Genomic DNA, 21353 nt, shown 5'->3' on the forward strand with positions numbered 1-21353 from the left:
CGCCGCCTGGCCGCCGCGGGCTGAGCGGCGTCCTGCGGTCCGCCACGGACGCACCGCCCGGCCGCGGGCAGCGCCCCGGTCCGGGCGGCCGCGCGGTCACGGCGCCGTCACCGCCTTGCCGGAGTTGCCGAACAGCGGGGCGTGCGACAGCGCGCTGGGGTGCTTGCGCAGGTAGCCCTCCAACGAGCGGGCCGGGTGGCCGGTCAGCCGCGGCACGGTGAAGCTGACGGCGTCCAGCTCCCCGGCGGCGACGGCCGCGCACGCGCCGACCCGTTCGGCCACCTCCCGCGCGGTCAGGCCGCGGGAGTGCAGGTAGCCGGCCGCCTCCTCGGGGGTCTGCGGGACGTAGACGACGGTGCGGCCGGTGAGCGTGGACAGGCGGGTGGCGGTCCACCCCAGCGACACCGCCTCCGGGCCGGTCACGTCGTAGACCCGGTTCACGTGCCGTTCGGGCTCGCGCAGCACGGCGGCGGCCACGTCGGCGACGTCGTCCCGCGACACCCAGGCCACCCTGCCGTCTCCCGCCGGGCCGCGGATCGTGCCGTCCTCGCCGATCCAGCCGGGCAGCAGGTCCAGGTAGAGGCTGGGCCGCAGGAAGGTGTAGGCCGCGCCCACGGTGCGCAGGTAGTCCTCGGTGGCGTGGTGCTCCCGGCCGAGCGGGCAGGTCGCCGAGGCGTGCGCGTTGAGGAACGACAGGTAGACGATGTGGCGCACCCCCTCCGCGACGGCCGCGTCCACCACGGCGCGGAGCAGCTCCGTGCGCTCCTCGGCGCGGTCGGCGGCGACCAGGAACAGCACGTCCGCGCCGCGTACGGCGCGCCCGAAGGCAGCGGGGTCCTCGTAGGCGGCCAGGGCCGCGCTGGACTTCGGCAGTTCCGGGGCGCGGTTGAGGTCGCGGACGATCAGCCGCTGCGGCAGGCCCAGCCGTGCCAGCCGGGCGGCCACTCTGCCGCCGACGGCCCCGGTCGCCCCGGTCGTCGCGATGATGCGTTCCGCTGTCAGATCCTCACCCATGCTCCTTATCTTCGGCAAACAGCCCCTCCCGCGCACTCACCGGCGCGCCGGGGTTCGGCGGCCGCGCGCGGCGCCCCGCCCGCCCGGGAGGCCGCGTTCCCGCGGGCGCCCCCGGCGGCCCGGCGGGGGAGCACCCTAGAATCGCGCCATGCACCCCAACACCCGCAGAGTCGCCGACCTGCTCGCCGCCCGGGGGGCCGGCGGCACGGTCCGGGAGCTGCCGGACTCCGCCCGCACCGCCGCGGCCGCCGCGGCGCAACTGGGCTGCGACGTCGGCGCGATCGCCAACAGCCTCGTCTTCGCCGCGCGCGGCGGCGACTTCTCCCCGTCCGACGGGCTCCGGCCGGTGCTCGTCCTCACCAGCGGAGCCCACCGGGTGGACACCACGAAGGTGGCGGTCCTCCTCGGCGCCGCGGAGGTCGTCCGCGCCACCCCCGAGTTCGTGCGTGAGCACACCGGCCAGCCCATCGGCGGGGTGGCCCCGCTGGGCCATCCGGCGCCGATCCCCACCCTCGTCGACGAGTGGCTGGACCGCCACGAGGTGGTGTGGGCCGCCGCGGGCCACCCGCACACGGTGTTTCCCACCTCGTTCGCCGAACTGTGCCGGCTGACCGGCGGCACGCCCGCCGACGTCGGCCGAGACGCCCCCTGAGCGCCGGGCAAGCGCCTAGGGTGGCGGTGTGGAGACCGAAATCGAACTGTGGGAACTGGCCGCACCGGCCTTCGTCGGCGCGCTCCCCGCGCTGATCGAGATCTACGCGGCCGCCATGGCCCCGCCGCGGGAGCAACTGGCGGGGCGGCAGGCCGTCATGCGCCAGCACGCCGGGTACCCGCGGTTCGGGGCGGTGGTCGCGGTCACCGGGGACGGCGACGCGGTCGCCTTCGCCTACGGCTTCCACGGCCGCCCCGGGCAGTGGTGGCACGACGTGGTCACCGCCGAGCTGGCCCGCACCGACCCGGCGGCGGTGCGCCGCTGGTTCGCCGACTCCTTCGAGGTCGCCGAGGTCCACGTGCTCCCGGAGTGGCAGGGCAACGGGATCGGCCGGGCCGTGCTGCACCGGCTCGCCGGGGCGCGGCGGGAGCGCACCGCGGTGCTGTCCACCCACACCGGGAACACCCCCGCCCACGCGCTCTACCGGTCGTCCGGCTTCGTGGACCTGATCACCGGCTTCTACTTCCCGGGGACCCCCGACCGGCCGTTCACGATCATGGCCGCGCCGCTTCCACTGCGGCGGCGCGCGGCCGGGGGGAGCCCACCAGCCGCCGGTAGACCTCGCGGGTGGCCGTCGACCGGTTGAACGTGATGAAGTGGATGCCGGGCGCCCCCTCGGCGAGCAGCCGCTCGCACAGCCGGGTGGCGTGGTCGATGCCGAGCGCGCGCACCGCCTCGGGGTCGTCGGCCACCCGCTCGAACTCCTCGGCCAGCCGGGCCGGGAAGGGGGCTCCCGACAACTGCTCGGAGCGGGCGATGGTGCTGTACTTGGTGACCGGCATGATCTCGGGGATGATCGGCACGTCGCACCCCCGGGCCGCCACCCGGTCCCGCAGCCGCAGGTAGTCCTCGGGCTCGAAGAACATCTGGGTGATCGCGTAGTCGGCGCCCGCCCGGCACTTGCGGACGAAGAAGTCCGTGTCGGTCTCCGGGTCGGGGGAGCGCGGGTGCTTGTAGGGGAAGGCCGCCACCCCCACGCAGAAGTCGCCGCTCTCCTTGATCAGCCGCACCAGCTCCTCGGCGTAGGTCAGCCCCTCGGGGTGCCTGACCCACTCGCCCAGCGGGTCGCCGGGCGGGTCGCCGCGCAGCGCGAGCACGTTGCACACGCCCGCGCTCGCGAACCGGCCGATGAGGTGGCGCAGCTCGCGCACGGAGTGGTTCACCGCGGTCATGTGCGCCACCGGCAGCAGCGTGGTGTCGGTGGCGATGCGCTCGGTGACGTCGACCGTGCGGTCGCGGGTGCTGCCGCCCGCGCCGTAGGTCACCGACACGAAGGACGGCCGCAGACACTCCACCTCTCGGATCGCCCGCCAGAGCAGACGCTCGCCCTCGGGGGTCCTGGGCGGGAGGAACTCGAACGAGAACGTGGGTTCTCCGGTCGCGAGCAGTTCGCTGATCCGGCGCGGCCGGGGCGCCGGACGGGTGGGTGATCCGAGCATGGCCCCCACTGTAACCGACAGTATCGGCGGGTTCTGGTGTGTCGCGGTGGGGCCGCACTCCGCGGCAGTCGGTAGCCTGCCCCTATGACCTCCTCGCACATGTCTCCGGTCTCCTTCGTGCGTCCGATGATCGACACCGAGCTGGCGGCGTTCGTCGCGAGTCGGCGTCCCCTGCTGCTGAAGATCGGCGCGGAACTGGAGCCGGTCCTGGCCGCCCTGGACACCATGATCAACGGCGGCAAGCGGCTGCGCCCGACGTTCTGCTACTGGGGCTGGCGGGGCGCGGGCGGCAGGGAGGAGCCCGGGCTGTACACGGCCGCCGCGGCGCTGGAGCTGTTGCAGGCGTGCGCGCTGATCCACGACGACGTCATAGACAACAGCGACACCCGGCGCGGCAGGCCCGCCATGCACCGGAGGCTGGCCGCCCTGCACCGGGACTCGGGCTGGCACGGCGACTCCGAGCAGTTCGGCCGGGGTGCGGCGATCCTGCTCGGCGACCTGTGCCTGGCCTGGTGCGAGGACATGTACCAGTCGAGCGCGCTGCCGCCGGAGGCGCTGGCCGCGGGCCGCGTCCCCTTCGACCTGATGCGCACCGAGGTGATGGCCGGCCAGTACCTGGACCTGGTGGAGCAGGCGCGCGGCGCGGACACCGTCGACGCGGCGCTGCGGGTGATGCGGTTCAAGTCCGCCAAGTACACCGTGGAGCAGCCGCTGCACCTGGGCGCGGCGCTGGCGGGGCGGCACGCCGAGCTGGCCTCGGCCTACACCGCCTACGGCATCCCGCTGGGCGTCGCCTTCCAGTTGCGCGACGACGTGCTCGGGGTCTTCGGGGACCCGGAGGAGACCGGCAAGCCCGCGGGCGACGACCTGCGGGAGGGCAAGCGCACCGTGCTGGTGGCGGAGACGCTGCGCCGCGCGGGCAGGGCCGACGCCGAGGAGTTCCGGCGGCTGCTGGGCGACCCGGACCTGGGCCCCGAGGAGGTGGCGTGGATGCGCTCGCTCATCGCCGACAGCGGCGCGCTGGAGGCCTGCGAGGCCCGCATCGCCGACTACGTGGCCGACGCGACCCGGGCGCTGGAGAACGACGCGATCGCCGACGACGCGCGCTCCGCCCTGGCGGACCTGATCGTCGCCGCCACCGCGCGCAAGCACTGACCCGCACGGCGGCCGTCCGGGGCGCCGGGGACCCCGTCCCCGGCGCCCCGCGCCGTTGCGGCGCAAAGCGTGCTCGGCGCGTGCTGTTTCCGCAGGCCAAAAGGGTTGACGAACACGTGTTCGAAGGTGTTCACTGGGATCAGCTCGAACCTGACCTTCGGCCATGACGGCTGTGGAGATCCCCCGACTCGGGCTCGTTCCGGGGCGGTCGCCCCCTTGGTGCTCCGGAACGTGAGCGGTCGGGCGGGAGGAGGGGAAGCCTCTCGTCCGACCGCGGCCACAACGGCGAGCGGCCTGGAGGTGACGGCATGTCCCAACCGGCGATCTTCTCCGTTTCCGAGGTCACGCGTCGGCCGTGCCGCAGGCCGGCCCCGACGGTGGCCCCCGCGCTGCGCTCGGCGCGGTCCCACCTGCGCGACGCCGAGGAGGCGGGCTCCGCTCCCGCCCGCTACGTCAGCGCCCACCTGGCGGCCCTGCGCGCGGCGGCCGCGGTCCTGGCGCAGCGCGGGGAGCCGCAGAGCCGTCCGGGGCGGGGGCGCCGGCCGCGCAGCGCCTGGGAGCTGCTGCCCGCGGCCGCGCCGGAGCTCGCCGAGTGGGCGGCGTTCTTCGCGGCGAGCGCGTCGCGGCGCGCCGCCGCCGAGGCCGGGCTGCCGGGAGCCGTCACCGAGGAGGAGGCCGACGCGCTGCTGGGCGAGGCCCGCGCGTTCCTGGCCGTGGTGGAGTCCCTGCTGGGCCGCGGCTCGCCGCGCCGCGTCGGCTGAGCCCGACGGTGCGGGCGCACACGGCGACGGCGGCCGCCGTGGGGCGACCGCCGTCGGTGTTCTGCGCCCGGACGCCCTCAGCGGTCTGGTGTCCGGGATCTGTGTCGGGTCGGAGCCGGAGGTCCGGCCGGTGCGGTCGGCCTAGAAGGCGTCCACCGCGCGCCGGGCCTCGGGGTCGAGCACGCCCCAGTTGATGAGCTCCTCGGTCAGGTCGGCGGGCGAGCGGTCGTAGATGACCGCCAGCGAGCGCAGGTCCTCCTGGCGGATGGACAGCACCCGGCCGTTGTAGTCGCCGCGCTGGCTCTGGATGGTCGCCACGTAGCGGGCGAGCGGCCCGGCCTTCTCCTGCGGAAGCTGCTGCATCCGCTCCAGGTCGATGACCAGCTTGGGGGTGGGGCCCAGGGGAGTGGGCGCGGCCCCGCCCGGCAGCAGCTCCGACATCGGCACGCCGTAGAAGTCGGCGAGCTCGGCCAGCTTCTGCACGGTCACGGCACGGTCGCCACGCTCGTAGGAGCCGACCACGACGGCCTTCCACCGTCCGTGCGACTTCTCCTCCACGCCGTGCAGGGACAGGCCCTGCTGGGTACGGATGGCGCGCAGTCGGGCGCCCAGGGCTTTTGCGTATTCGGATGGCATGTCTTCGTGCTCCCCGGCCGTGAGAAAAGTGGCTGAGATGGGCGGCGGGACTCGCGGCGGGCTCGTTGCGGAACCCCGTCGCGTCGGAACGACCTGTGTGCGGCTCAGTCGGCGACTCGCGGAGTCACACCCCCACAGTGGTTACGCACAGTGACGGTAGGGCGGGAAGAGTACTCAGGTCAAGCCGTTGGGTGAAAACGCGACGATTCAGTGGCCAAACTGTGTGTAAGTGAGGCGACTCTCATAGTCTCCCCAAACGGGGCGCAACGCCTCGGTCGATTTTTCCCGATTGTCCCGTCTTCCAGCGTTTTTCCGCTGCTCAGCCCCGCCGTCGCGTACCGTGGTCACTCCTGTGAGAACCGAAGAGTGCCCCCAGGTCAAGCGATATTTGTGTGATCAGTATCATATTCGCTGGTTGTTGGGTCCATGCTACGTCACCGGCGGAAAACCGGCGCTGGTACCGTGAGAGCCGTCCGACGTCCTTTAACGACCTGTCCAGTGAGGCAGGGAAGGAGGTCAGCTCGTGCATGCCCGGAAACATGCCGACGGCGAGCGACCAGACCAGCGCAGAGCGGTCCTCGAAGGCCCCGAGATCGACCGGGCCCTGACCCGCATCGCCCACGAGATCCTGGAACGCACCAAGGGCGGCGACGATCTCACCCTCCTGGGCATCCGCACCGGAGGCGTCCCCCTCGCCCGGCGGCTCGCCGAACGCATCGAGCGGGTGGAGCGCCGCCCCGTCCCCTGCGGCGCCCTCGACATCACCATGTACCGCGACGACCTGCGGCTCGCCCCGGCCCGTGCGCTCGGCCGCACCGAGATCCCCCCGGAGGGAGTCGACGGCCGCGTCGTGGTCCTCGTCGACGACGTGCTCTTCTCCGGCCGCACCGTCCGCGCCGCCCTGGACGCGCTCAACGACCTGGGCCGCCCCCGCGCGGTGCAACTGGCGGTCCTGGTCGACCGCGGCCACCGGGAACTGCCCATCCGCGCCGACTACGTCGGCAAGAACCTGCCCACCTCGCTGCGGGAGAGCGTCAGCGTCCTGCTGGAGGAGCTGCACGGACGCGACGCCGTCCTGATCGGCCCGGCCAAGCCGCGCCCCGGCGCCGCCGAGCCCGCAGCCGCCGCCCCCGAGGGGGGACGCTGATGCGCCACCTGCTCTCCGCCGGGGACCTCACCCGCGACGAGGCCCTGCTCATCCTCGACACCGCACGGGAGCTCGCCCAGGTCGGCGAACGCTCCGTGAAGAAGCTCCCGACCCTGCGCGGCCGCACCGTGGTCAACCTCTTCTACGAGGACTCCACGCGCACCCGCATCTCCTTCGAGGCCGCGGCCAAGCGCATGTCGGCCGACGTCATCAACTTCTCCGCCCGGGGCTCCAGCGTCTCCAAGGGCGAGAGCCTCAAGGACACCGCGCTGACCCTCCAGGCCATGGGCGCCGACGGGGTGGTCATCCGGCACAGCGCCTCCGGGGCGGCGCGCCGCCTGGCCGAGTGGGTCGACGGCGCGGTCGTCAACGCCGGGGACGGCACCCACGAGCACCCCACCCAGGCCCTGCTGGACGCCTTCACCATGCGCGAGCGCATGGGACGCCTGGAGGGCCTGCGCGTGGCCGTCGTCGGCGACATCCGGCACAGCCGCGTCGCCCGCTCCAACGTGCTGCTGCTCAACACCCTGGGCGCCGAGGTCACCCTGGTGGCCCCGCCCACCCTGCTGCCCGTCTCGGTGGACGCCTGGCCCTGCGAGGTCTCCTACGACTTCGACGAGGTGCTGCCCAAGAGCGACGTCGTGATGATGCTGCGGGTGCAGGCCGAGCGGATGAACGCCTCCTTCTTCCCGTCCGCGCGCGAGTACAGCCGCCGCTACGGCCTCACCGCCGAGCGGTTCGCGCGGATGGCCGACCACGCCATCGTCATGCACCCGGGGCCGATGATCCGCGGCATGGAGATCTCCGCGGAGGTCGCCGACTCCGCCCGCTCCACCGTCGTGGAGCAGGTGACCAACGGCGTCAGCGTGCGCATGGCCGTGCTGTACCTGCTGCTGGGCGGCGCCATCCAGGGACCGGGACACCAGGGGGAGACCAGATGACCGACACCGTGCGCTACCTGATCCGCGACGCCCGGATCCTGGGCGGAGAGCGCGCCGACCTGCTGCTGGCCTCCGGCCGCATCGAGGCGATCGGCCAGGGCCTGAGCGCCGACGGGGCCGAGGTCGTCGAGGCCGCCGGGGCGGTCGCCCTGCCCGGACTGGTCGACCTCCACACCCACCTGCGCGAACCCGGACGGGAGGACGCCGAGACCGTCGCCACCGGCTCGCGCGCCGCGGCGATGGGCGGCTACACCGCCGTCTTCGCCATGGCCAACACCGACCCGGTCGCCGACACCGCCGGCGTCGTCGAGCAGGTCTGGCGGCTGGGCCGCGAGGCGGGCTACTGCGACGTGTACCCCGTGGGCGCGGTCACCGTCGGCCTGAAGGGCGAGCAGCTCGCCGAACTCGGCGCGATGGCCGACTCCCCGGCCCGGGTGCGGGTCTTCTCCGACGACGGCATGTGCGTCTCCGACGCGCTGCTCATGCGCCGCGCCCTGGAGTACGTCAAGGCGTTCGACGGCGTCATCGCCCAGCACGCCCAAGAGCCCCGGCTCACCGAGGGCGCCCAGATGAACGAGGGCGTCGTCTCCGACCGGCTGGGCCTGGCCGGCTGGCCCGCGGTGGCCGAGGAGGCCATCATCGCCCGCGACTGCCTGCTCGCCGAACACGTCGGCTCCCGCCTGCACGTCTGCCACGTCTCCACCAAGGGGTCGGTGCAGATCATCCGCTGGGCCAAGAGCCGGGGCTGCGACGTCACCGCCGAGGTGACCCCGCACCACCTGCTGCTCACCGACGACCTCGCCGAGAGCTACGACCCGGTCTACAAGGTCAACCCGCCGCTGCGCACCGCCGAGGACGTCCAGGCGCTGCGCGAGGGGCTCGCCGACGGCACGATCGACATCGTCGCCACCGACCACGCCCCGCACCCCAGCGAGGCCAAGGAGACCGAGTGGAGCCAGGCCGCGATGGGCATGCTCGGCCTGGAGACGGCGCTGTCGGTGGTGCAGCACACCATGGTCGACACCGGCCTGCTGGACTGGGCCGGGGTGGCGCAGCGCATGTCCGCCGTCCCCGCCCGCATCGGGCGCGCCGTCGACCAGGGCCGCCCCCTCGCCGTCGGGGAGCCCGCCAACATCACCCTCTACGACCCCACGGCGACCCGGGTGGTCGACCCCGCGGCGATGGCCTCCAAGAGCCGCAACTCGCCGTACGCCGGGATGACACTGCCCGGACGGGTGCTCGCCACGTTTCTGCGCGGGGTTCCCACCGTTCTCGACGGGAAGATCCAGTGAGCATGAGCGACCACGCCCAGACGGCCGCGCCGCGCCGCGGCGACCAGACAACCACCACGCCCGCAGGGGGGAAGAAGAACGTGCAGGTTCCCGCGATCCTGGTGCTGGAGGACGGCCGAGTCTTCCACGGGGTCTCCTTCGGCGCCGAGGGCGAGACCTTCGGCGAGATCGTGTTCAACACCGGCATGACCGGCTACCAGGAGACCCTCACCGACCCCTCCTACCACCGCCAGATCGTGGTGATGACCGCGCCGCACATCGGCAACACCGGCGTCAACGACGACGACCCCGAGTCGGGGCGCATCTGGGTGGCCGGGTACGTCGTCCGCGAGCCCTCCCGCGTCCCGTCGAACTGGCGCGCCAAGCGCACCCTCGACGAGGAGCTGCGCAGCCAGGGCGTCGTGGGCATCGCGATCCCCGGCACCCGGGCGCTCACCCGCCACCTGCGCGACAAGGGGGCCATGCGCGCCGCCATCAGCACCGTGGAGTCCGACCCGGCCGCGCTGCTGGAGCGCGTCCTGGCCAGCCCGCGGATGGCCGGCGCCGACCTGTCCGGCGAGGTCAGCACCACCGAGCCGTACACGGTCCGCCCGCCCGAGGGCGTGCCGGCCCGCTTCACCGTGGCCGCGGTCGACCTCGGCATCAAGGCGATGACCCCGCAGCGGCTCGCCGAGCGCGGCTGCGAGGTGCGGGTGCTGCCCGCCGACACCACCGCCGAGCAGATCCTCGCCCTCGACCCCGACGGGGTGTTCTTCAGCAACGGCCCCGGCGACCCGGCCACCGCCGACACCGCGGTGGCGGCGATGCGCGGGGTGCTGGACGCGGGCGTCCCGCTGTTCGGCATCTGCTTCGGCAACCAGATCCTGGGCCGGGCGCTGGGCCTGGGCACCTACAAGCTGCCCTTCGGCCACCGCGGCGTCAACCAGCCGGTCCGCGACACCCGCACCGGGCGCGTCTACATCACCAGCCAGAACCACGGCTTTGCGGTCCGCGCCGACCTCGACGGCCCGTTCGACACCCCCTACGGCCGCGCCGAGGTCAGCTACGTCGGCCTCAACGACAACGTGGTCGAAGGACTGCGGCTGCTGGACCGGCCCGCGTTCAGCGCCCAGTTCCACCCGGAGGCCGCCGCCGGTCCGCACGACGCCGCCGACCTGTTCGACGAGTTCGTGGCGATGATGGCCGCCCACCGCGACGCGCGCGAGTCCGCACGCGCCTGATCCGCTCCGCGACCGGGCGCGTGCCCGCCGACCGCCGGCGGCAGCGCCGTTCGCGCCTCGACCCGACCCTGAGGAATACACAGAGCAATGCCGCGCCGTACTGATCTTTCGTCTGTGCTCGTGATCGGCTCCGGGCCGATCGTCATCGGCCAGGCGTGCGAGTTCGACTACTCGGGCACCCAGGCATGCCGGGTGCTCAAGGCCGAGGGCCTGCGGGTGATCCTGGTCAACTCCAACCCGGCCACGATCATGACCGACCCCGAGTTCGCCGACGCCACCTACGTCGAGCCCATCACCCCGGAGATGGTCGAGAAGATCATCGCCAAGGAGCGCCCCGACGCGCTGCTGCCCACCCTGGGCGGCCAGACCGCGCTGAACACCGCCGTGGCCCTGCACGAGTCCGGTGTGCTCGCCAGGTACAACGTCGAGCTGATCGGCGCGAACATCGACGCCATCCAGGCCGGCGAGGACCGCGACAGCTTCAAGCGCATCGTGGAGCGCGTCGGCGGGGAGTCCGCCCGCTCGGTGATCTGCCACTCCATCGAGGAGTGCCTGGCCGCCGCCGAGGAGCTCAACTACCCCGTGGTGGTGCGCCCCTCCTTCACCATGGGCGGCGCCGGCTCCGGCTTCGCCCACGACGAGGCCGAGCTGCGCCGCATCGCCGGGCAGGGCCTGGCGCTCTCGCCCACCACCGAGGTGCTCCTGGAGGAGTCCATCCTCGGCTGGAAGGAGTACGAGCTGGAGCTGATGCGCGACGCCAACGACAACGTGGTCGTCGTCTGCTCCATCGAGAACCTCGACCCGATGGGCGTGCACACCGGCGACTCCATCACGGTCGCGCCCGCCATGACCCTCACCGACCGCGAGTACCAGCGGCTGCGCGACCTCGGCATCGCCGTCATCCGCGAGGTGGGTGTCGACACCGGCGGCTGCAACATCCAGTTCGCGGTGCACCCCGAGACCGGCCGGATCATCGTCATCGAGATGAACCCGCGCGTCTCGCGCTCCTCGGCGCTGGCCTCCAAGGCCACCGGCTTCCCCATCGCCAAGATCGCCGCCAAGCTCGCCATCGGCTACACCCTGGACGAGATCCCCAACGACATCACCGCGGAGACCCCGGCCAGCTTCGAGCCGACCCTGGACTACGTGGTCGTCAAGGTGCCGCGGTTCGCGTTCGAGAAGTTCCCCGGCGCCGATCCCGGCCTGACCACCACCATGAAGTCGGTGGGCGAGGCCATGGCCATCGGCCGCTCCTTCCCCGAGGCGTTGCAGAAGGCCATGCGCTCGCTGGAGAAGAAGGGCTCCTCCTTCAGTTGGGCGGGCGAGCCCGGCGACAAGGAGGAGCTGCTGCGCGCGGTGCGCACGCCCAGCGAGAACCGGCTGCGCCAGGTCCAGCAGGCGCTGCGCGCCGGGGCCACCGTCGACGAGCTGTACGAGGCCACGAAGATCGACCGGTGGTTCCTCGACCAGATCCTGCGGCTGGAGGAGAAGGCCCGCGAGCTGGCCGCCGCTCCCCGGCTGGACGCCGAGCTGCTGCTCTCGGCCAAGCGGCTGGGCTTCTCCGACGCCCAGATCGGCGAGATCACCGGCCGCTCCGAGGAGGTCGTGCGGGAGCTGCGCTACGCCCTCGACATCCACCCGGTCTACCTCACCGTGGACACCTGCGCCGCCGAGTTCGCCGCGCGGACGCCCTACCTGTACTCCAGCTACGACGAGGAGACCGAGGTCCCGACCAGCACCCGGCCCAAGGTCATCATCCTCGGCTCCGGCCCCAACCGGATCGGCCAGGGCGTGGAGTTCGACTACAGCTGCGTGCACGCCTCCTTCGCGCTGGCCGAGGCCGGATACGAGACCGTCATGGTCAACTGCAACCCCGAGACGGTCTCCACCGACTACGACACCAGCGACCGGCTGTACTTCGAGCCGCTGACGCTGGAGGACGTGCTGGAGGTGGTCCGCGCCGAGCAGGCCACCGGCGAGGTCGTCGGCGTGATCGTGCAACTGGGCGGCCAGACCCCGCTGGGCCTGGCCCAGCGGCTCAAGGAGGCCGGGGTGCCGATCGTGGGCACCAGCCCCGAGGCCATCGATCTGGCCGAGGACCGCGGCGAGTTCGGCCGGGTGCTGGCCAAGGCCGGACTGCCCGCCCCCAAGCACGGCACCGCCCAGTCCTTCGAGGAGGCCCGGGCCATCGCCGAGGAGATCGGCTACCCGGTGCTGGTGCGCCCCTCCTACGTGCTGGGCGGCCGCGGCATGGAGATCGTCTACAACGAGGCCATGCTCGCCGACTACATCGAGCGCAACGCCGAGGTCAGCACCGAGCACCCGGTCCTGGTCGACCGCTTCCTCGACGAGGCCGTCGAGATCGACGTGGACGCCCTCTACGACGGCGAGGAGCTGTACCTGGGCGGCATCATGGAGCACATCGAGGAGGCCGGGATCCACTCCGGCGACTCCGCGTGCGCCCTGCCGTCCGTCACGCTCGGCCGGGAGGACATCGAGCGCATCCGCTACTCCACCGAGGCCATCGCCGCGGGGGTGGGGGTGCGCGGCCTGATCAACGTGCAGTACGCGCTCTCCTCCGGGGTGCTCTACGTGCTGGAGGCCAACCCGCGCGCCTCGCGCACCGTGCCGTTCGTGTCCAAGGCCACCGCGGTGCCGCTGGCCAAGGCCGCCGCCCGGGTGATGCTCGGCGCCACCATCCGCGAACTGCGCGCCGAGGGCCTGCTGCCGCCCAGCGGCGACGGCGGCACCCTGCCGCCGGACGCCCCGGTCGCGGTCAAGGAGGCGGTGCTGCCCTTCAACCGCTTCATCGACCGCCACGGCCAGGGCGTGGACACCGTGCTGGGACCGGAGATGCGCTCCACCGGCGAGGTCATGGGCCTGGACGCGGACTTCGGCACCGCCTACGCCAAGTCCCAACTGGCCACCTACGGCACGCTGCCCACCTCCGGCACGGTGTTCGTCTCCGTGGCCAACCGGGACAAGCGCACCATGATCTTCCCGGTCCGGCGCCTGGCCGACCTGGGCTTCGAGATCCTGGCCACCGAGGGCACCGCGCTCGCGCTGCGCCGCCACGGCGTGCAGGCCCGCGTGGTGCGCAAGCACAGCGACGGCCCCGGACCCGACGGGGAGCCGACGATCGTGCAGCGCATCCACAACGGCGAGGTGGACCTCATCGTCAACACCCCGTTCGGCGGCCCCGGCCAGTCCGGGCCGCGCCTGGACGGCTACGAGATCCGCACCGCCGCGATCGCGCGGGGGGTGCCCAGCGTCACCACCGTGCAAGGGCTGGCCGCCGCCGTGCAGGGCATCGAGGCCCTGGTCAACGGCGACGTCGGGGTGCGCTCCCTTCAGGAGCACGCCCGCGCCCTACAGAGCGCGACCTGGGAGGCCGCGGTGCGCTGAGCGCGGGCCGTCCGGGCGCGGTCCCGCGCGGGACCGCGCCCGGACGGTGCTGCGGGTGCGGAACAATGGGGCAGCGAGCGCCCGGGACCGGGGTTCTTCGCCCGTGAGGCTCTCGCGGCCCGCCACGCGGCGTCCGGCGAGGCGCTCAGGACGTGGCGGAGACCGGAGGGGACCCCCAGGAGTGAGTGACGTGCGCCCGGTGCAGATGAGCAGCCCGGTACTGACGGTGCGGCAGGTGGACGCCTACCACGCCATCACGGTGGTCGCTCCGGGCATCGCGGAGCGGTTCCGCTCGGGGCAGTTCATCGCCGTGGCGGTCGGCGGCGAGCACTCCAGCATGCTCACCCGGCGGATGTTCGCCATCCACGAGGTCAAACCCGACTACGGCGGCACCGTGGAGTTCCTGTTCACGGTGCGCGGCAGGGGCACCGCCTGGCTGGCGGAGCGGCGCTCCCGGGACCTGCTGGACGTCATCGGCCCGCTGGGGCGGCCGTTCCCGCTGCCGCGCGACCCGGTCAACTGCGTCCTGGTCGGCGGCGGCTCCGGCAGCGCCCCGCTGTTCCCGCTGGCGCACGCGCTGCGGCGGCGCGGCTGCCGGGTGGACTTCGTGCTGGGCGGGGCCACCGCCTCCCGGGTGTTCAGCGCGATCACCGCGCGGCGGATCGCCGAGACCGCGACCGTCACCACCGACGACGGCTCCCTGGGCACCAAGGGCCGGGTCACCGACGTCCTGCCCCGGGTGATCGACGAGGCGTGCTCGGACGTGGTGTACGCGTGCGGGCCGATGCCGATGCTGCGCGAGGCCACCGCGGTGGCGATGCGCTACGGCATCCCGATCCAGGTCTCGGTGGAGGAGACCATGGCCTGCGGCACGGGGATCTGCATGTCGTGCGTGATCCCGGTGGTGGGCGAGGACGGCATCACCCGCATGGCGCGCGCCTGCGTGGACGGCCCGGTGTTCCGGGGCGAGCGGGTGCGCTACGACGACGTCGGAACGGTCCCCTTCGACGCCCTGGGCGCCCCGGGCTGGAAGGCGCGGGGCGGCGGGGAGGACCGCACCCGCGAGGCCGGGTGACCGGTGGGGGCGCGCGGAGGGCGACGGAGGGAACGGCGATGATCCCGGACCTGCGGGTCAGGTTGGGCGAGTGGGAACTGGACAACCCCGTGATGACCGCGGCCGGGTGCGCCGGGTCGGGGCGCGAGCTGGCGCGGTTCTTCGACATCTCGCGGATCGGGGCGGTGGTCACCAAGTCGGTGACGGTGGAGCCGCGGGCGGGGATGCCCGCGCCGCGGATCGCGGAGACCCCCAGCGGGGTGCTCAGCGCGGTCGGCCTCCAGGGGCCGGGGATCGACGTGTTCCTCCAGCGGGACCTGCCGTGGCTGCTGTCGCGCGGGGCCCGTGCCGTGGTGTCGGTGGCCGGGAGCAGCGTGGACGAGTACGTCCTGCTCGCCCGGCGGCTGTCGGAGGCGCCCGGGGTGACCATGATCGAGGTGAACCTGTCCAGCCCGGACCTGGCGCGCGGGGGACGGCACTTCGCCGAGGACACCGCCGCGGCGGCCCGGGTGGTGGCGGCGGTGCGGGAGACGGCTCGGGCCGACATCCCGGTGTTCGCCAAGCTCCCCCCGGACGTCGCGGACCTGGTCGAGCTCGCCGGGGAGTGCGTGGCGGCGGGCGCGGACGGACTGGCCATGATCAACACGGTGCGGGGGATGGCCATCGACGTCGACACGCGCCGCCCGGCGGTGGCGGGCGGCATGGGCGGCCTGTCCGGCCCCGCGATCCGGCCGATCGCCGTGGCCTGCGTCTACCGGGTGCACGCGGCCTTCCCCGAGGTGCCCCTCATCGGCATGGGCGGGGTGCGCACCGGCGCCGACGCGATGGAGTTCCTCATGGCGGGGGCCAGCGCCGTGGCCGTGGGCAGCGCGCTCTTCCACGACCCCTCGGCGTGCCTGCGGGTGCTGCGGGAACTGGAGCAGGAGCTGCTCGACCGCGGCGTGGAGCGGGTCGACTCGCTGATCGGCGCGGCGCACCGGACCGCGGGAGCGCCGGGAACGGCCGTGGGGTGAGCCGGGCCGCAGGACGAGAACCCGTCCGGAAACGCGCTGAGACGTCCTGTGCCGAGACGAATTCGTCGAGTGACCCTTTCCTGGCAGGAAGGGGAGTTTGGGCTCTTGTGGCGCTTTGAGCGCCTTCTGTGCCCCTGTCCGTTCCACCGGGGGTTTCCGGGCGGGCAGGGGACAGGCCCCTCCGCAGCGGAGGGGCGTGATCCGACCAACCACGACACGCAAGGAGGGCCACCGTGGCCGCACCCATCGCCGTCGCGATCGACGCACCGGACATCCAGACCGCAGCCCGCTGGGCCGCCGCGGTCGCACCCCACGTCAGCACGCTCAAGGTGGGCCTGGAGCTGTACCTGCGCTACGGCCCCGAGGTCGTGGCGGCCGTCCAGGGCGACCGCGGGACGGAGCTCTTCCTCGACCTGAAGCTGCACGACATCCCCGCCACGGTGGCGGGAGCGGCGCGGTCCGTCGCACGGCTCAAGCCCCGCTACCTGACCGTGCACGCCTCGGGCGGGGCCGACATGATCCGCGCCGCCGCCGAGGCGGCCCCCGACACGCGCATCGCCGCGGTGACGGTCCTGACCTCGCTGGACGAGGCGGCCCTGGCAGCGGTGGGCGTGCGCGGGCCCGCCTCCGACGCGGTGCGCCGGCTCGCGGTGCTCGCGGTCGGCGCGGGGGCGCGCGCACTGGTCTGCTCCCCGCACGAGGCGGCCGCGCTGCGCGCCGAGGTCGGGCCGGAGGTGACACTGATCACTCCCGGGGTGCGCCCGGCGGGTGCGGACCGGGGGGACCAGGCGCGGGTGGCCACCCCGCAGGAGGCGCTCGCGGCAGGGGCCGACCTGCTGGTGATCGGCCGCCCCATCACCCGCGCGCCCGACCCGGGGGCCGCCGCGGCGGAGATCGGCGCCGCCCTCCGCGGGTCCGGAGCCGCCCCCGCCTGACCGGCGCAGATCTGTTACGGTCGTCCATCGATTCCGGATTTCTTCGTCCGAAAACCCGAGAGCAGACGTGAATGTGGCCAACCTCACGTCAGGGTCCTTGGTGACTTTCGGTGGCCTGTCCGGATTGTCAAGCAGGGTGAAAGCGCACAAAATAGCAACCGTGCGTAGTGGTGACGCTCCAGGCAGTGATTCCTTGAAGGAAATAGGGCGTGAAAAGCGCCTTTGCGTTGCCGAAGAGGGGTGGAACCTACTAACTTGCGCAGGCGTCCGCCCTCTGAAAACTAGAGAAAACCGAGGTGACCCGGCGTGGCCCTTCCTCCCCTCACTCCTGAACAGCGCGCCGCGGCTCTTGAGAAGGCCGCGAAGGCCAGAAAAGAGCGCGCGGAGGTCAAGCACCGCCTCAAGCACGGCGGTATCTCGCTGACCGAGGTCCTCAAGCTCGGCCAGAGCGACGAGGTCATCGGCAAGATGAAGGTCTCCGCTCTGCTGGAGTCGCTGCCCGGCGTCGGCAAGGTCCGCGCCAAGCAGATCATGGAGCGGCTCAACATCGCCGAGTCGCGGCGTGTCCGCGGCCTGGGCGCCAACCAGCGCGCCGCGCTGGAGAGCGAGTTCGGCGGCCAGTAGTTCAGGTGCGGCCCGGCGCGCCCCACGAAGCGCGCCTACGCGTTCCGGACCGGCTCGGCGATGCCCCGGCATCGCCGAGCCGGTCTCGTTGAGCTGGTATAAAAAGACCCACCCGCGCCACCGCGCGGGAGCCGCGAACCGCCGTCCAACCCGCCCGGGGCGGAAACCCCGGGATTCGGAGCACCAGTGCCAGTCGAGTCCGGGGCCGGTATCGGCCAACCGAAGCGTCTGACGGTCCTGTCCGGACCCTCCGGGGTGGGCAAGAGCACCGTCGTCAAGGAGCTGCGCCGCCGCCACCCCGAGGTGTGGCTCTCGGTGTCGGCCACCACGCGCGCCCCGCGCCCCGGCGAGACCGACGGGGTGGAGTACCACTTCGTCGACGACGCCGAGTTCGACCGGCTCATCGCCGAGAACGAGCTGCTGGAGTGGGCCGAGTTCGCGGGACACCGCTACGGCACCCCGCGCGAGCCGGTGCTGGAGCGCCTGGCCGCGGGCCAGCCCGTGCTGCTGGAGATCGAACTCAACGGCGCCCGCCAGGTCCGCGCCAACATGCCCGAGGCCTTCCTCGTCTTCCTCGCCCCTCCGTCCTGGGAGGAGCTGGTCCGCAGGCTCACCGGCCGCGGCACCGAGCCCCCCGAGGTCGTGCAGCGCCGCCTGGAGACCGCCCGCGTCGAACTCGCCGCGGAGAAGGAGTTCGACGTCACGCTCGTCAACACGTCAGTGCACGAGGTCTGCGACGAGCTGCTAGGTTTGATGGTTGCGCCGTCCGCATAGCGACCAGGCGCAACCCGGGGCGTCCCGCCCGGAGGACCCGGGCGGAGCCGCGTCGGCGGCTCCACGCCCCGCCGTCCTGTCATCCGCATCCCACGGCGCCGCGCCCGGCGCGGAGCCGACGACCGTCTAGGGGTTAGGCACCTTGGCTGGTACACCGCCCGTTGCCGAAGGCATCACCAACCCGCCGATCGACGAGCTCCTCGAGGTCGTCGACAGCAAGTACAGCCTCGTCACCATGGCCGCCAAGCGGGCCCGGCAGATCAACGCCTACTACGCCCAACTGGGCGAAGGGCTGCTGGAGTACGTGGGCCCGCTCGTGGACACCCAGGTCCAGGAGAAGCCCCTGTCCATCGCGCTGCGCGAGATCAGGGAGGGGCTGCTGACCGCCGAGACCCAGGAGCAGTAATCCCGCGCTGCGGGCTTCCCGCCGGCCGCTGACCTCACCCCCGCCGGAACCGACCACGACGGCGGTGGATAAGGTCGCGGTCGGCGGGAAGCCGAAAGTGGACAGCGAGGGAAGGGACGGTGCCGCCGATGACGGCTCAGCACGCACCCCGGGTCGTTCTCGGCGTGGGCGGCGGGATCGCCGCCTACAAGATCTGCGAGCTCCTGCGCCGCCTCACCGAGTCCGGACACAGCGTCCGCGTGGTCCCCACCCGCGACGCCCTGCGCTTCGTGGGCGAGCCCACCTGGGCCGCGCTGTCCGGCCAGCCCGTGGCCACCGACGTGTGGCAGTCCGTGCACGAGGTCCCGCACGTCCGCCTCGGCCAGGAGGCCGACCTGGTGTTCGTCGCGCCCGCCACCGCCGACCTGCTGGCCCGCGCGGCCCACGGCCTGGCCGACGACCTGCTCACCAACACCCTGCTCACCGCGCGGTGTCCGGTCGTGTTCGCCCCGGCCATGCACACCGAGATGTGGGAGCACCCGGCCACCCGGCACAACGTCGCCGTGCTCCGCTCCCGGGGGGCGATCGTGCTGGAGCCCGCCTCGGGGCGGCTCACCGGGGCCGACACCGGCAAGGGGCGGCTGCCCGAACCCGCCGAACTGTTCGACGTCGCCCGCCGCGTCCTCGCCCGCGGGTCCCTCACCGCCGACCTCGCCGGACGGCACGTGGTGGTCTCCGCGGGCGGCACCCGGGAGGCCCTCGACCCGGTCCGCTTCCTGGGCAACCGGTCCACCGGAATGCAGGGGTACGCGCTGGCCGCCACCGCGGTGGCCCGCGGCGCCCGGGTGACCCTCGTCTCCGCGAACGTGTCGCTGCCCGCCCCCGCGGGCGCCGAGGTCCGCCCGGTCACCTCGGCCCGGGAGCTGCGCGAGGCGGTCCTGGCGGCCGCGGCGGACGCCGACGCCGTGGTCATGGCGGCCGCCGTCGCCGACTTCCGCCCCGACACGGTGGCCGCGGAGAAGATCAAGAAGACCGGCGGCCGTCCCGCGCCGATCACCCTCGTGGAGAACCCCGACATCCTCGCCGAGCTCAGCCGCGACCGCGCCCGGGAGGGCCAGGTCGTCGTGGGCTTCGCCGCCGAGACCGACCACGTGCTGGAGCACGGCCGCGACAAGCTCCGCCGCAAGGGCTGCGACCTGCTCGTGGTCAACCAGGTCGGTGACGGCATGGCGTTCGGGACCCCCGACAACCAGGCCGTGGTGCTCGGCCCCGACGGGCTCGCCGTGGAGATCCCGCGCGGCCCCAAGGAGGATCTCGCCGACCGTGTGTGGGACCTCGTGGCCGAACGTCTTGGCGAACCGGGGCGCCACCGCTGATACTGGGCGGGAACACGGGCCCCGCCCCGCGGCGGGGGTCCGGTGCATCGGAGCGCGGCGCCCGCACCGCACTCCGAAACCCCCCACCGCCGCAGCCCCGGTGCGCACCCGCGCCCACTACAGTGGACCAGTAAAACCAACCCGGCCGGTCGGGAACTCGAGGCGCTCCCCGCAGCCTCCGGTCCCGAACGGCACGACAACTGTCAGCCAGCAGCCGCTGCAAGGAGTCCCACACCGTGTCCCGTCGACTTTTCACTTCCGAGTCGGTCACCGAAGGCCACCCCGACAAGATCGCTGACCAGATCAGCGACGCGATCCTCGACTCGATGCTCAGGGATGACCCCCACAGCCGGGTCGCGGTGGAGACCCTCATCACGACCGGTCAGGTGCACGTCGCCGGCGAGGTGACCACGTCCACCTACGTCGACATCTCGACCATCATCCGCGAGAAGATCCTGGAGATCGGCTACGACTCCTCGGCCAAGGGCTTCGACGGCTCCTCCTGCGGCGTCTCGGTGTCCATCGGCGCCCAGTCGCCCGACATCGCCCAGGGCGTCGACACCGCCTACGAGGCCCGGGAGAACGAGGCGTTCGACGACCTCGACCGGCAGGGGGCCGGCGACCAGGGCATGATGTTCGGCTACGCCAACAACGAGACCCCCGAGCTGATGCCGCTGCCGATCAAGCTCGCCCACGCCCTGGCCCAGCGGCTGGCGGCGGTGCGCCGCGACGGCACCATCCCCTACCTGCGCCCCGACGGCAAGACCCAGGTCACCGTCGAGTACGACGGCCAGACCCCGGTCCGGCTGGACACCGTCGTGGTCTCCAGCCAGCACGCCCCCGACATCGACCTGCGCGAGCTGCTCACGCCCGACATCAAGGAGCACGTGATCACCCCGGTCGTGGCCGACTACGGCCTCGACGCCGACAACTACCGGCTGCTGGTCAACCCCACCGGGCGGTTCGAGATCGGCGGCCCGATGGGCGACGCCGGCCTGACCGGCCGCAAGATCATCGTGGACACCTACGGCGGCTACGCCCGCCACGGCGGCGGCGCCTTCTCCGGCAAGGACCCGTCCAAGGTCGACCGCTCCGCCGCCTACGCCACCCGCTGGGTCGCCAAGAACGTCGTCGCCGCGGGGCTGGCCGAACGCGTCGAGGTGCAGGTCGCCTACGCGATCGGCAAGGCCCAGCCGGTCGGCGTCTTCCTGGAGACCTTCGGCACCGAGCAGGTCGCCCCGGAGCAGATCGAGAAGGCCGTGCTGGAGGTCTTCGACCTGCGTCCCGCCGCGATCATCCGCGACCTCGACCTGCTGCGCCCCATCTACTCCAAGACCGCCGCCTACGGCCACTTCGGCCGCGAGGAGCCCGAGTTCACCTGGGAGCGCACCGACCGCGTCGAGGCGCTGAAGTCCGCCGTGGGCGCCTGAGCCCGGTCCGCGGACCGTCGACGGCGGTGCCCCGTCCCGC

At 73.0% G+C, this 21353-nt stretch carries 20 protein-coding genes; 17 read left to right on the forward strand and 3 right to left on the reverse strand.

From position 1 onward, the window contains the following. Positions 1-96 precede the first annotated feature (96 nt). Entirely contained in the window at positions 97-1014 is a 918-nt protein-coding gene (locus AC529_RS12780; RefSeq protein ID WP_068756965.1) for an SDR family oxidoreductase, read from the reverse strand. Positions 1015-1162: 148 nt separating this feature from the next. Here AC529_RS12780 and AC529_RS12785 point away from each other — a divergent pair, with 148 nt between their 5' ends. Both AC529_RS12785 and AC529_RS12790 read left to right on the forward strand, forming a co-directional pair. Then, positions 1163-1666, forward strand: coding sequence for a YbaK/EbsC family protein (locus AC529_RS12785; protein WP_068756967.1), 504 nt, complete (start codon positions 1163-1165; stop codon positions 1664-1666). Positions 1667-1694: 28 nt separating this feature from the next. Then, positions 1695-2312, forward strand: a complete 618-nt coding sequence (locus tag AC529_RS12790) for a GNAT family N-acetyltransferase (protein WP_068756969.1) — start codon at positions 1695-1697, stop codon at positions 2310-2312. Here AC529_RS12790 and metF read toward each other — a convergent pair. After that, on the reverse strand, positions 2221-3165 hold the full coding sequence (gene metF, locus AC529_RS12795) for a methylenetetrahydrofolate reductase [NAD(P)H] (RefSeq protein ID WP_068756972.1): 945 nt from the start codon (positions 3163-3165) through the stop codon (positions 2221-2223). The two genes, AC529_RS12790 and metF, sit on opposite strands and share 92 nt — an antisense overlap. Positions 3166-3249: 84 nt before the next feature. On the opposite strand from metF, the gene AC529_RS12800 reads away from it, so the two are divergent. Continuing rightward, positions 3250-4320: a polyprenyl synthetase family protein gene (locus tag AC529_RS12800; protein WP_068756974.1), complete on the forward strand. Its 1071-nt coding sequence runs from the start codon at positions 3250-3252 to the stop codon at positions 4318-4320. A gap of 308 nt (positions 4321-4628) precedes the next feature. After that, positions 4629-5081, forward strand: a complete 453-nt coding sequence (locus AC529_RS12805; protein WP_198156414.1) for an SAV_6107 family HEPN domain-containing protein — start codon at positions 4629-4631, stop codon at positions 5079-5081. Positions 5082-5222: 141 nt separating this feature from the next. Here the strand turns inward: AC529_RS12805 and bldD are convergent, their stop codons facing one another. After that, a complete protein-coding gene (gene bldD, locus AC529_RS12810; RefSeq protein WP_068756976.1) occupies positions 5223-5717 on the reverse strand; it encodes a transcriptional regulator BldD in 495 nt (164 codons plus the stop codon). A gap of 523 nt (positions 5718-6240) precedes the next feature. On the opposite strand from bldD, the gene pyrR reads away from it, so the two are divergent. The 13 genes from pyrR (at position 6241) to metK (ending at position 21313) form a co-directional block, all read left to right on the forward strand. Beyond that, positions 6241-6864, forward strand: a complete 624-nt coding sequence (gene pyrR / locus AC529_RS12815) for a bifunctional pyr operon transcriptional regulator/uracil phosphoribosyltransferase PyrR (protein WP_068756978.1) — start codon at positions 6241-6243, stop codon at positions 6862-6864. Then, a complete protein-coding gene (locus tag AC529_RS12820) occupies positions 6864-7805 on the forward strand; it encodes an aspartate carbamoyltransferase catalytic subunit (RefSeq protein ID WP_068756980.1) in 942 nt (313 codons plus the stop codon). The genes pyrR and AC529_RS12820 overlap by 1 nt, the downstream gene beginning before the upstream one ends. Further along, a complete protein-coding gene (locus tag AC529_RS12825) occupies positions 7802-9097 on the forward strand; it encodes a dihydroorotase (protein WP_068756982.1) in 1296 nt (431 codons plus the stop codon). The genes AC529_RS12820 and AC529_RS12825 overlap by 4 nt, the downstream gene beginning before the upstream one ends. A gap of 2 nt (positions 9098-9099) precedes the next feature. Continuing rightward, positions 9100-10317, forward strand: coding sequence for a glutamine-hydrolyzing carbamoyl-phosphate synthase small subunit (gene carA, locus AC529_RS12830; RefSeq protein ID WP_083948192.1), 1218 nt, complete (start codon positions 9100-9102; stop codon positions 10315-10317). An 87-nt stretch (positions 10318-10404) separates the two neighbouring features. Then, positions 10405-13722: a carbamoyl-phosphate synthase large subunit gene (gene carB, locus AC529_RS12835; RefSeq protein WP_068756984.1), complete on the forward strand. Its 3318-nt coding sequence runs from the start codon at positions 10405-10407 to the stop codon at positions 13720-13722. Positions 13723-13903: 181 nt separating this feature from the next. Continuing rightward, the gene (locus AC529_RS12840; RefSeq protein WP_068756986.1) at positions 13904-14797 is read left to right on the forward strand and encodes a dihydroorotate dehydrogenase electron transfer subunit; all 894 of its coding nucleotides are present in this window, start codon (positions 13904-13906) and stop codon (positions 14795-14797) included. Between the two features lie 38 nt (positions 14798-14835). Further along, positions 14836-15789 carry a dihydroorotate dehydrogenase gene (locus AC529_RS12845; RefSeq protein ID WP_068756988.1) on the forward strand — a complete coding sequence of 318 codons (954 nt, stop codon included), beginning with the start codon at positions 14836-14838 and terminating at the stop codon, positions 15787-15789. Positions 15790-16022: 233 nt separating this feature from the next. Continuing rightward, entirely contained in the window at positions 16023-16724 is a 702-nt protein-coding gene (gene pyrF, locus AC529_RS12850; RefSeq protein ID WP_068756990.1) for an orotidine-5'-phosphate decarboxylase, read from the forward strand. 306 nt (positions 16725-17030) lie between these two features. Then, complete coding sequence (mihF, locus tag AC529_RS12855) at positions 17031-17348, forward strand: integration host factor, actinobacterial type (RefSeq protein ID WP_068756992.1); 318 nt, start codon at positions 17031-17033, stop codon at positions 17346-17348. A 186-nt stretch (positions 17349-17534) separates the two neighbouring features. Then, entirely contained in the window at positions 17535-18122 is a 588-nt protein-coding gene (gene gmk / locus AC529_RS12860) for a guanylate kinase (RefSeq protein ID WP_068756994.1), read from the forward strand. A gap of 142 nt (positions 18123-18264) precedes the next feature. After that, on the forward strand, positions 18265-18528 hold the full coding sequence (rpoZ, locus tag AC529_RS12865) for a DNA-directed RNA polymerase subunit omega (protein ID WP_068756996.1): 264 nt from the start codon (positions 18265-18267) through the stop codon (positions 18526-18528). A 128-nt stretch (positions 18529-18656) separates the two neighbouring features. Beyond that, positions 18657-19883 (forward strand): bifunctional phosphopantothenoylcysteine decarboxylase/phosphopantothenate--cysteine ligase CoaBC, encoded by a 1227-nt coding sequence (gene coaBC / locus AC529_RS12870; protein WP_068756997.1) that lies wholly within the window; start codon positions 18657-18659, stop codon positions 19881-19883. 236 nt (positions 19884-20119) lie between these two features. Continuing rightward, positions 20120-21313: a methionine adenosyltransferase gene (gene metK, locus AC529_RS12875; protein ID WP_068757000.1), complete on the forward strand. Its 1194-nt coding sequence runs from the start codon at positions 20120-20122 to the stop codon at positions 21311-21313. The last annotated feature ends 40 nt before the right edge of the window (positions 21314-21353 follow it).

Source organism: Thermobifida cellulosilytica TB100, from assembly GCF_001517975.1.
GTDB lineage: Bacteria > Actinomycetota > Actinomycetes > Streptosporangiales > Streptosporangiaceae > Thermobifida > Thermobifida cellulosilytica.

What these genes read in the sequence shown, in the direction of transcription:
- AC529_RS12780 (WP_068756965.1), bottom strand. Translation starts at nt 1,014, where the DNA reads ATGGGTGAGGATCTGACAGCGGAACGCATCATCGCGACGACCGGGGCG.
- AC529_RS12785 (WP_068756967.1), top strand. Translation starts at nt 1,163, where the DNA reads ATGCACCCCAACACCCGCAGAGTCGCCGACCTGCTCGCCGCCCGGGGG.
- metF (WP_068756972.1), bottom strand. Translation starts at nt 3,165, where the DNA reads ATGCTCGGATCACCCACCCGTCCGGCGCCCCGGCCGCGCCGGATCAGC.
- AC529_RS12800 (WP_068756974.1), top strand. Translation starts at nt 3,250, where the DNA reads ATGACCTCCTCGCACATGTCTCCGGTCTCCTTCGTGCGTCCGATGATC.
- AC529_RS12805 (WP_198156414.1), top strand. Translation starts at nt 4,629, where the DNA reads ATGTCCCAACCGGCGATCTTCTCCGTTTCCGAGGTCACGCGTCGGCCG.
- bldD (WP_068756976.1), bottom strand. Translation starts at nt 5,717, where the DNA reads ATGCCATCCGAATACGCAAAAGCCCTGGGCGCCCGACTGCGCGCCATC.
- AC529_RS12820 (WP_068756980.1), top strand. Translation starts at nt 6,864, where the DNA reads ATGCGCCACCTGCTCTCCGCCGGGGACCTCACCCGCGACGAGGCCCTG.
- AC529_RS12825 (WP_068756982.1), top strand. Translation starts at nt 7,802, where the DNA reads ATGACCGACACCGTGCGCTACCTGATCCGCGACGCCCGGATCCTGGGC.
- carA (WP_083948192.1), top strand. Translation starts at nt 9,100, where the DNA reads ATGAGCGACCACGCCCAGACGGCCGCGCCGCGCCGCGGCGACCAGACA.
- carB (WP_068756984.1), top strand. Translation starts at nt 10,405, where the DNA reads ATGCCGCGCCGTACTGATCTTTCGTCTGTGCTCGTGATCGGCTCCGGG.
- AC529_RS12845 (WP_068756988.1), top strand. Translation starts at nt 14,836, where the DNA reads ATGATCCCGGACCTGCGGGTCAGGTTGGGCGAGTGGGAACTGGACAAC.
- coaBC (WP_068756997.1), top strand. Translation starts at nt 18,657, where the DNA reads ATGACGGCTCAGCACGCACCCCGGGTCGTTCTCGGCGTGGGCGGCGGG.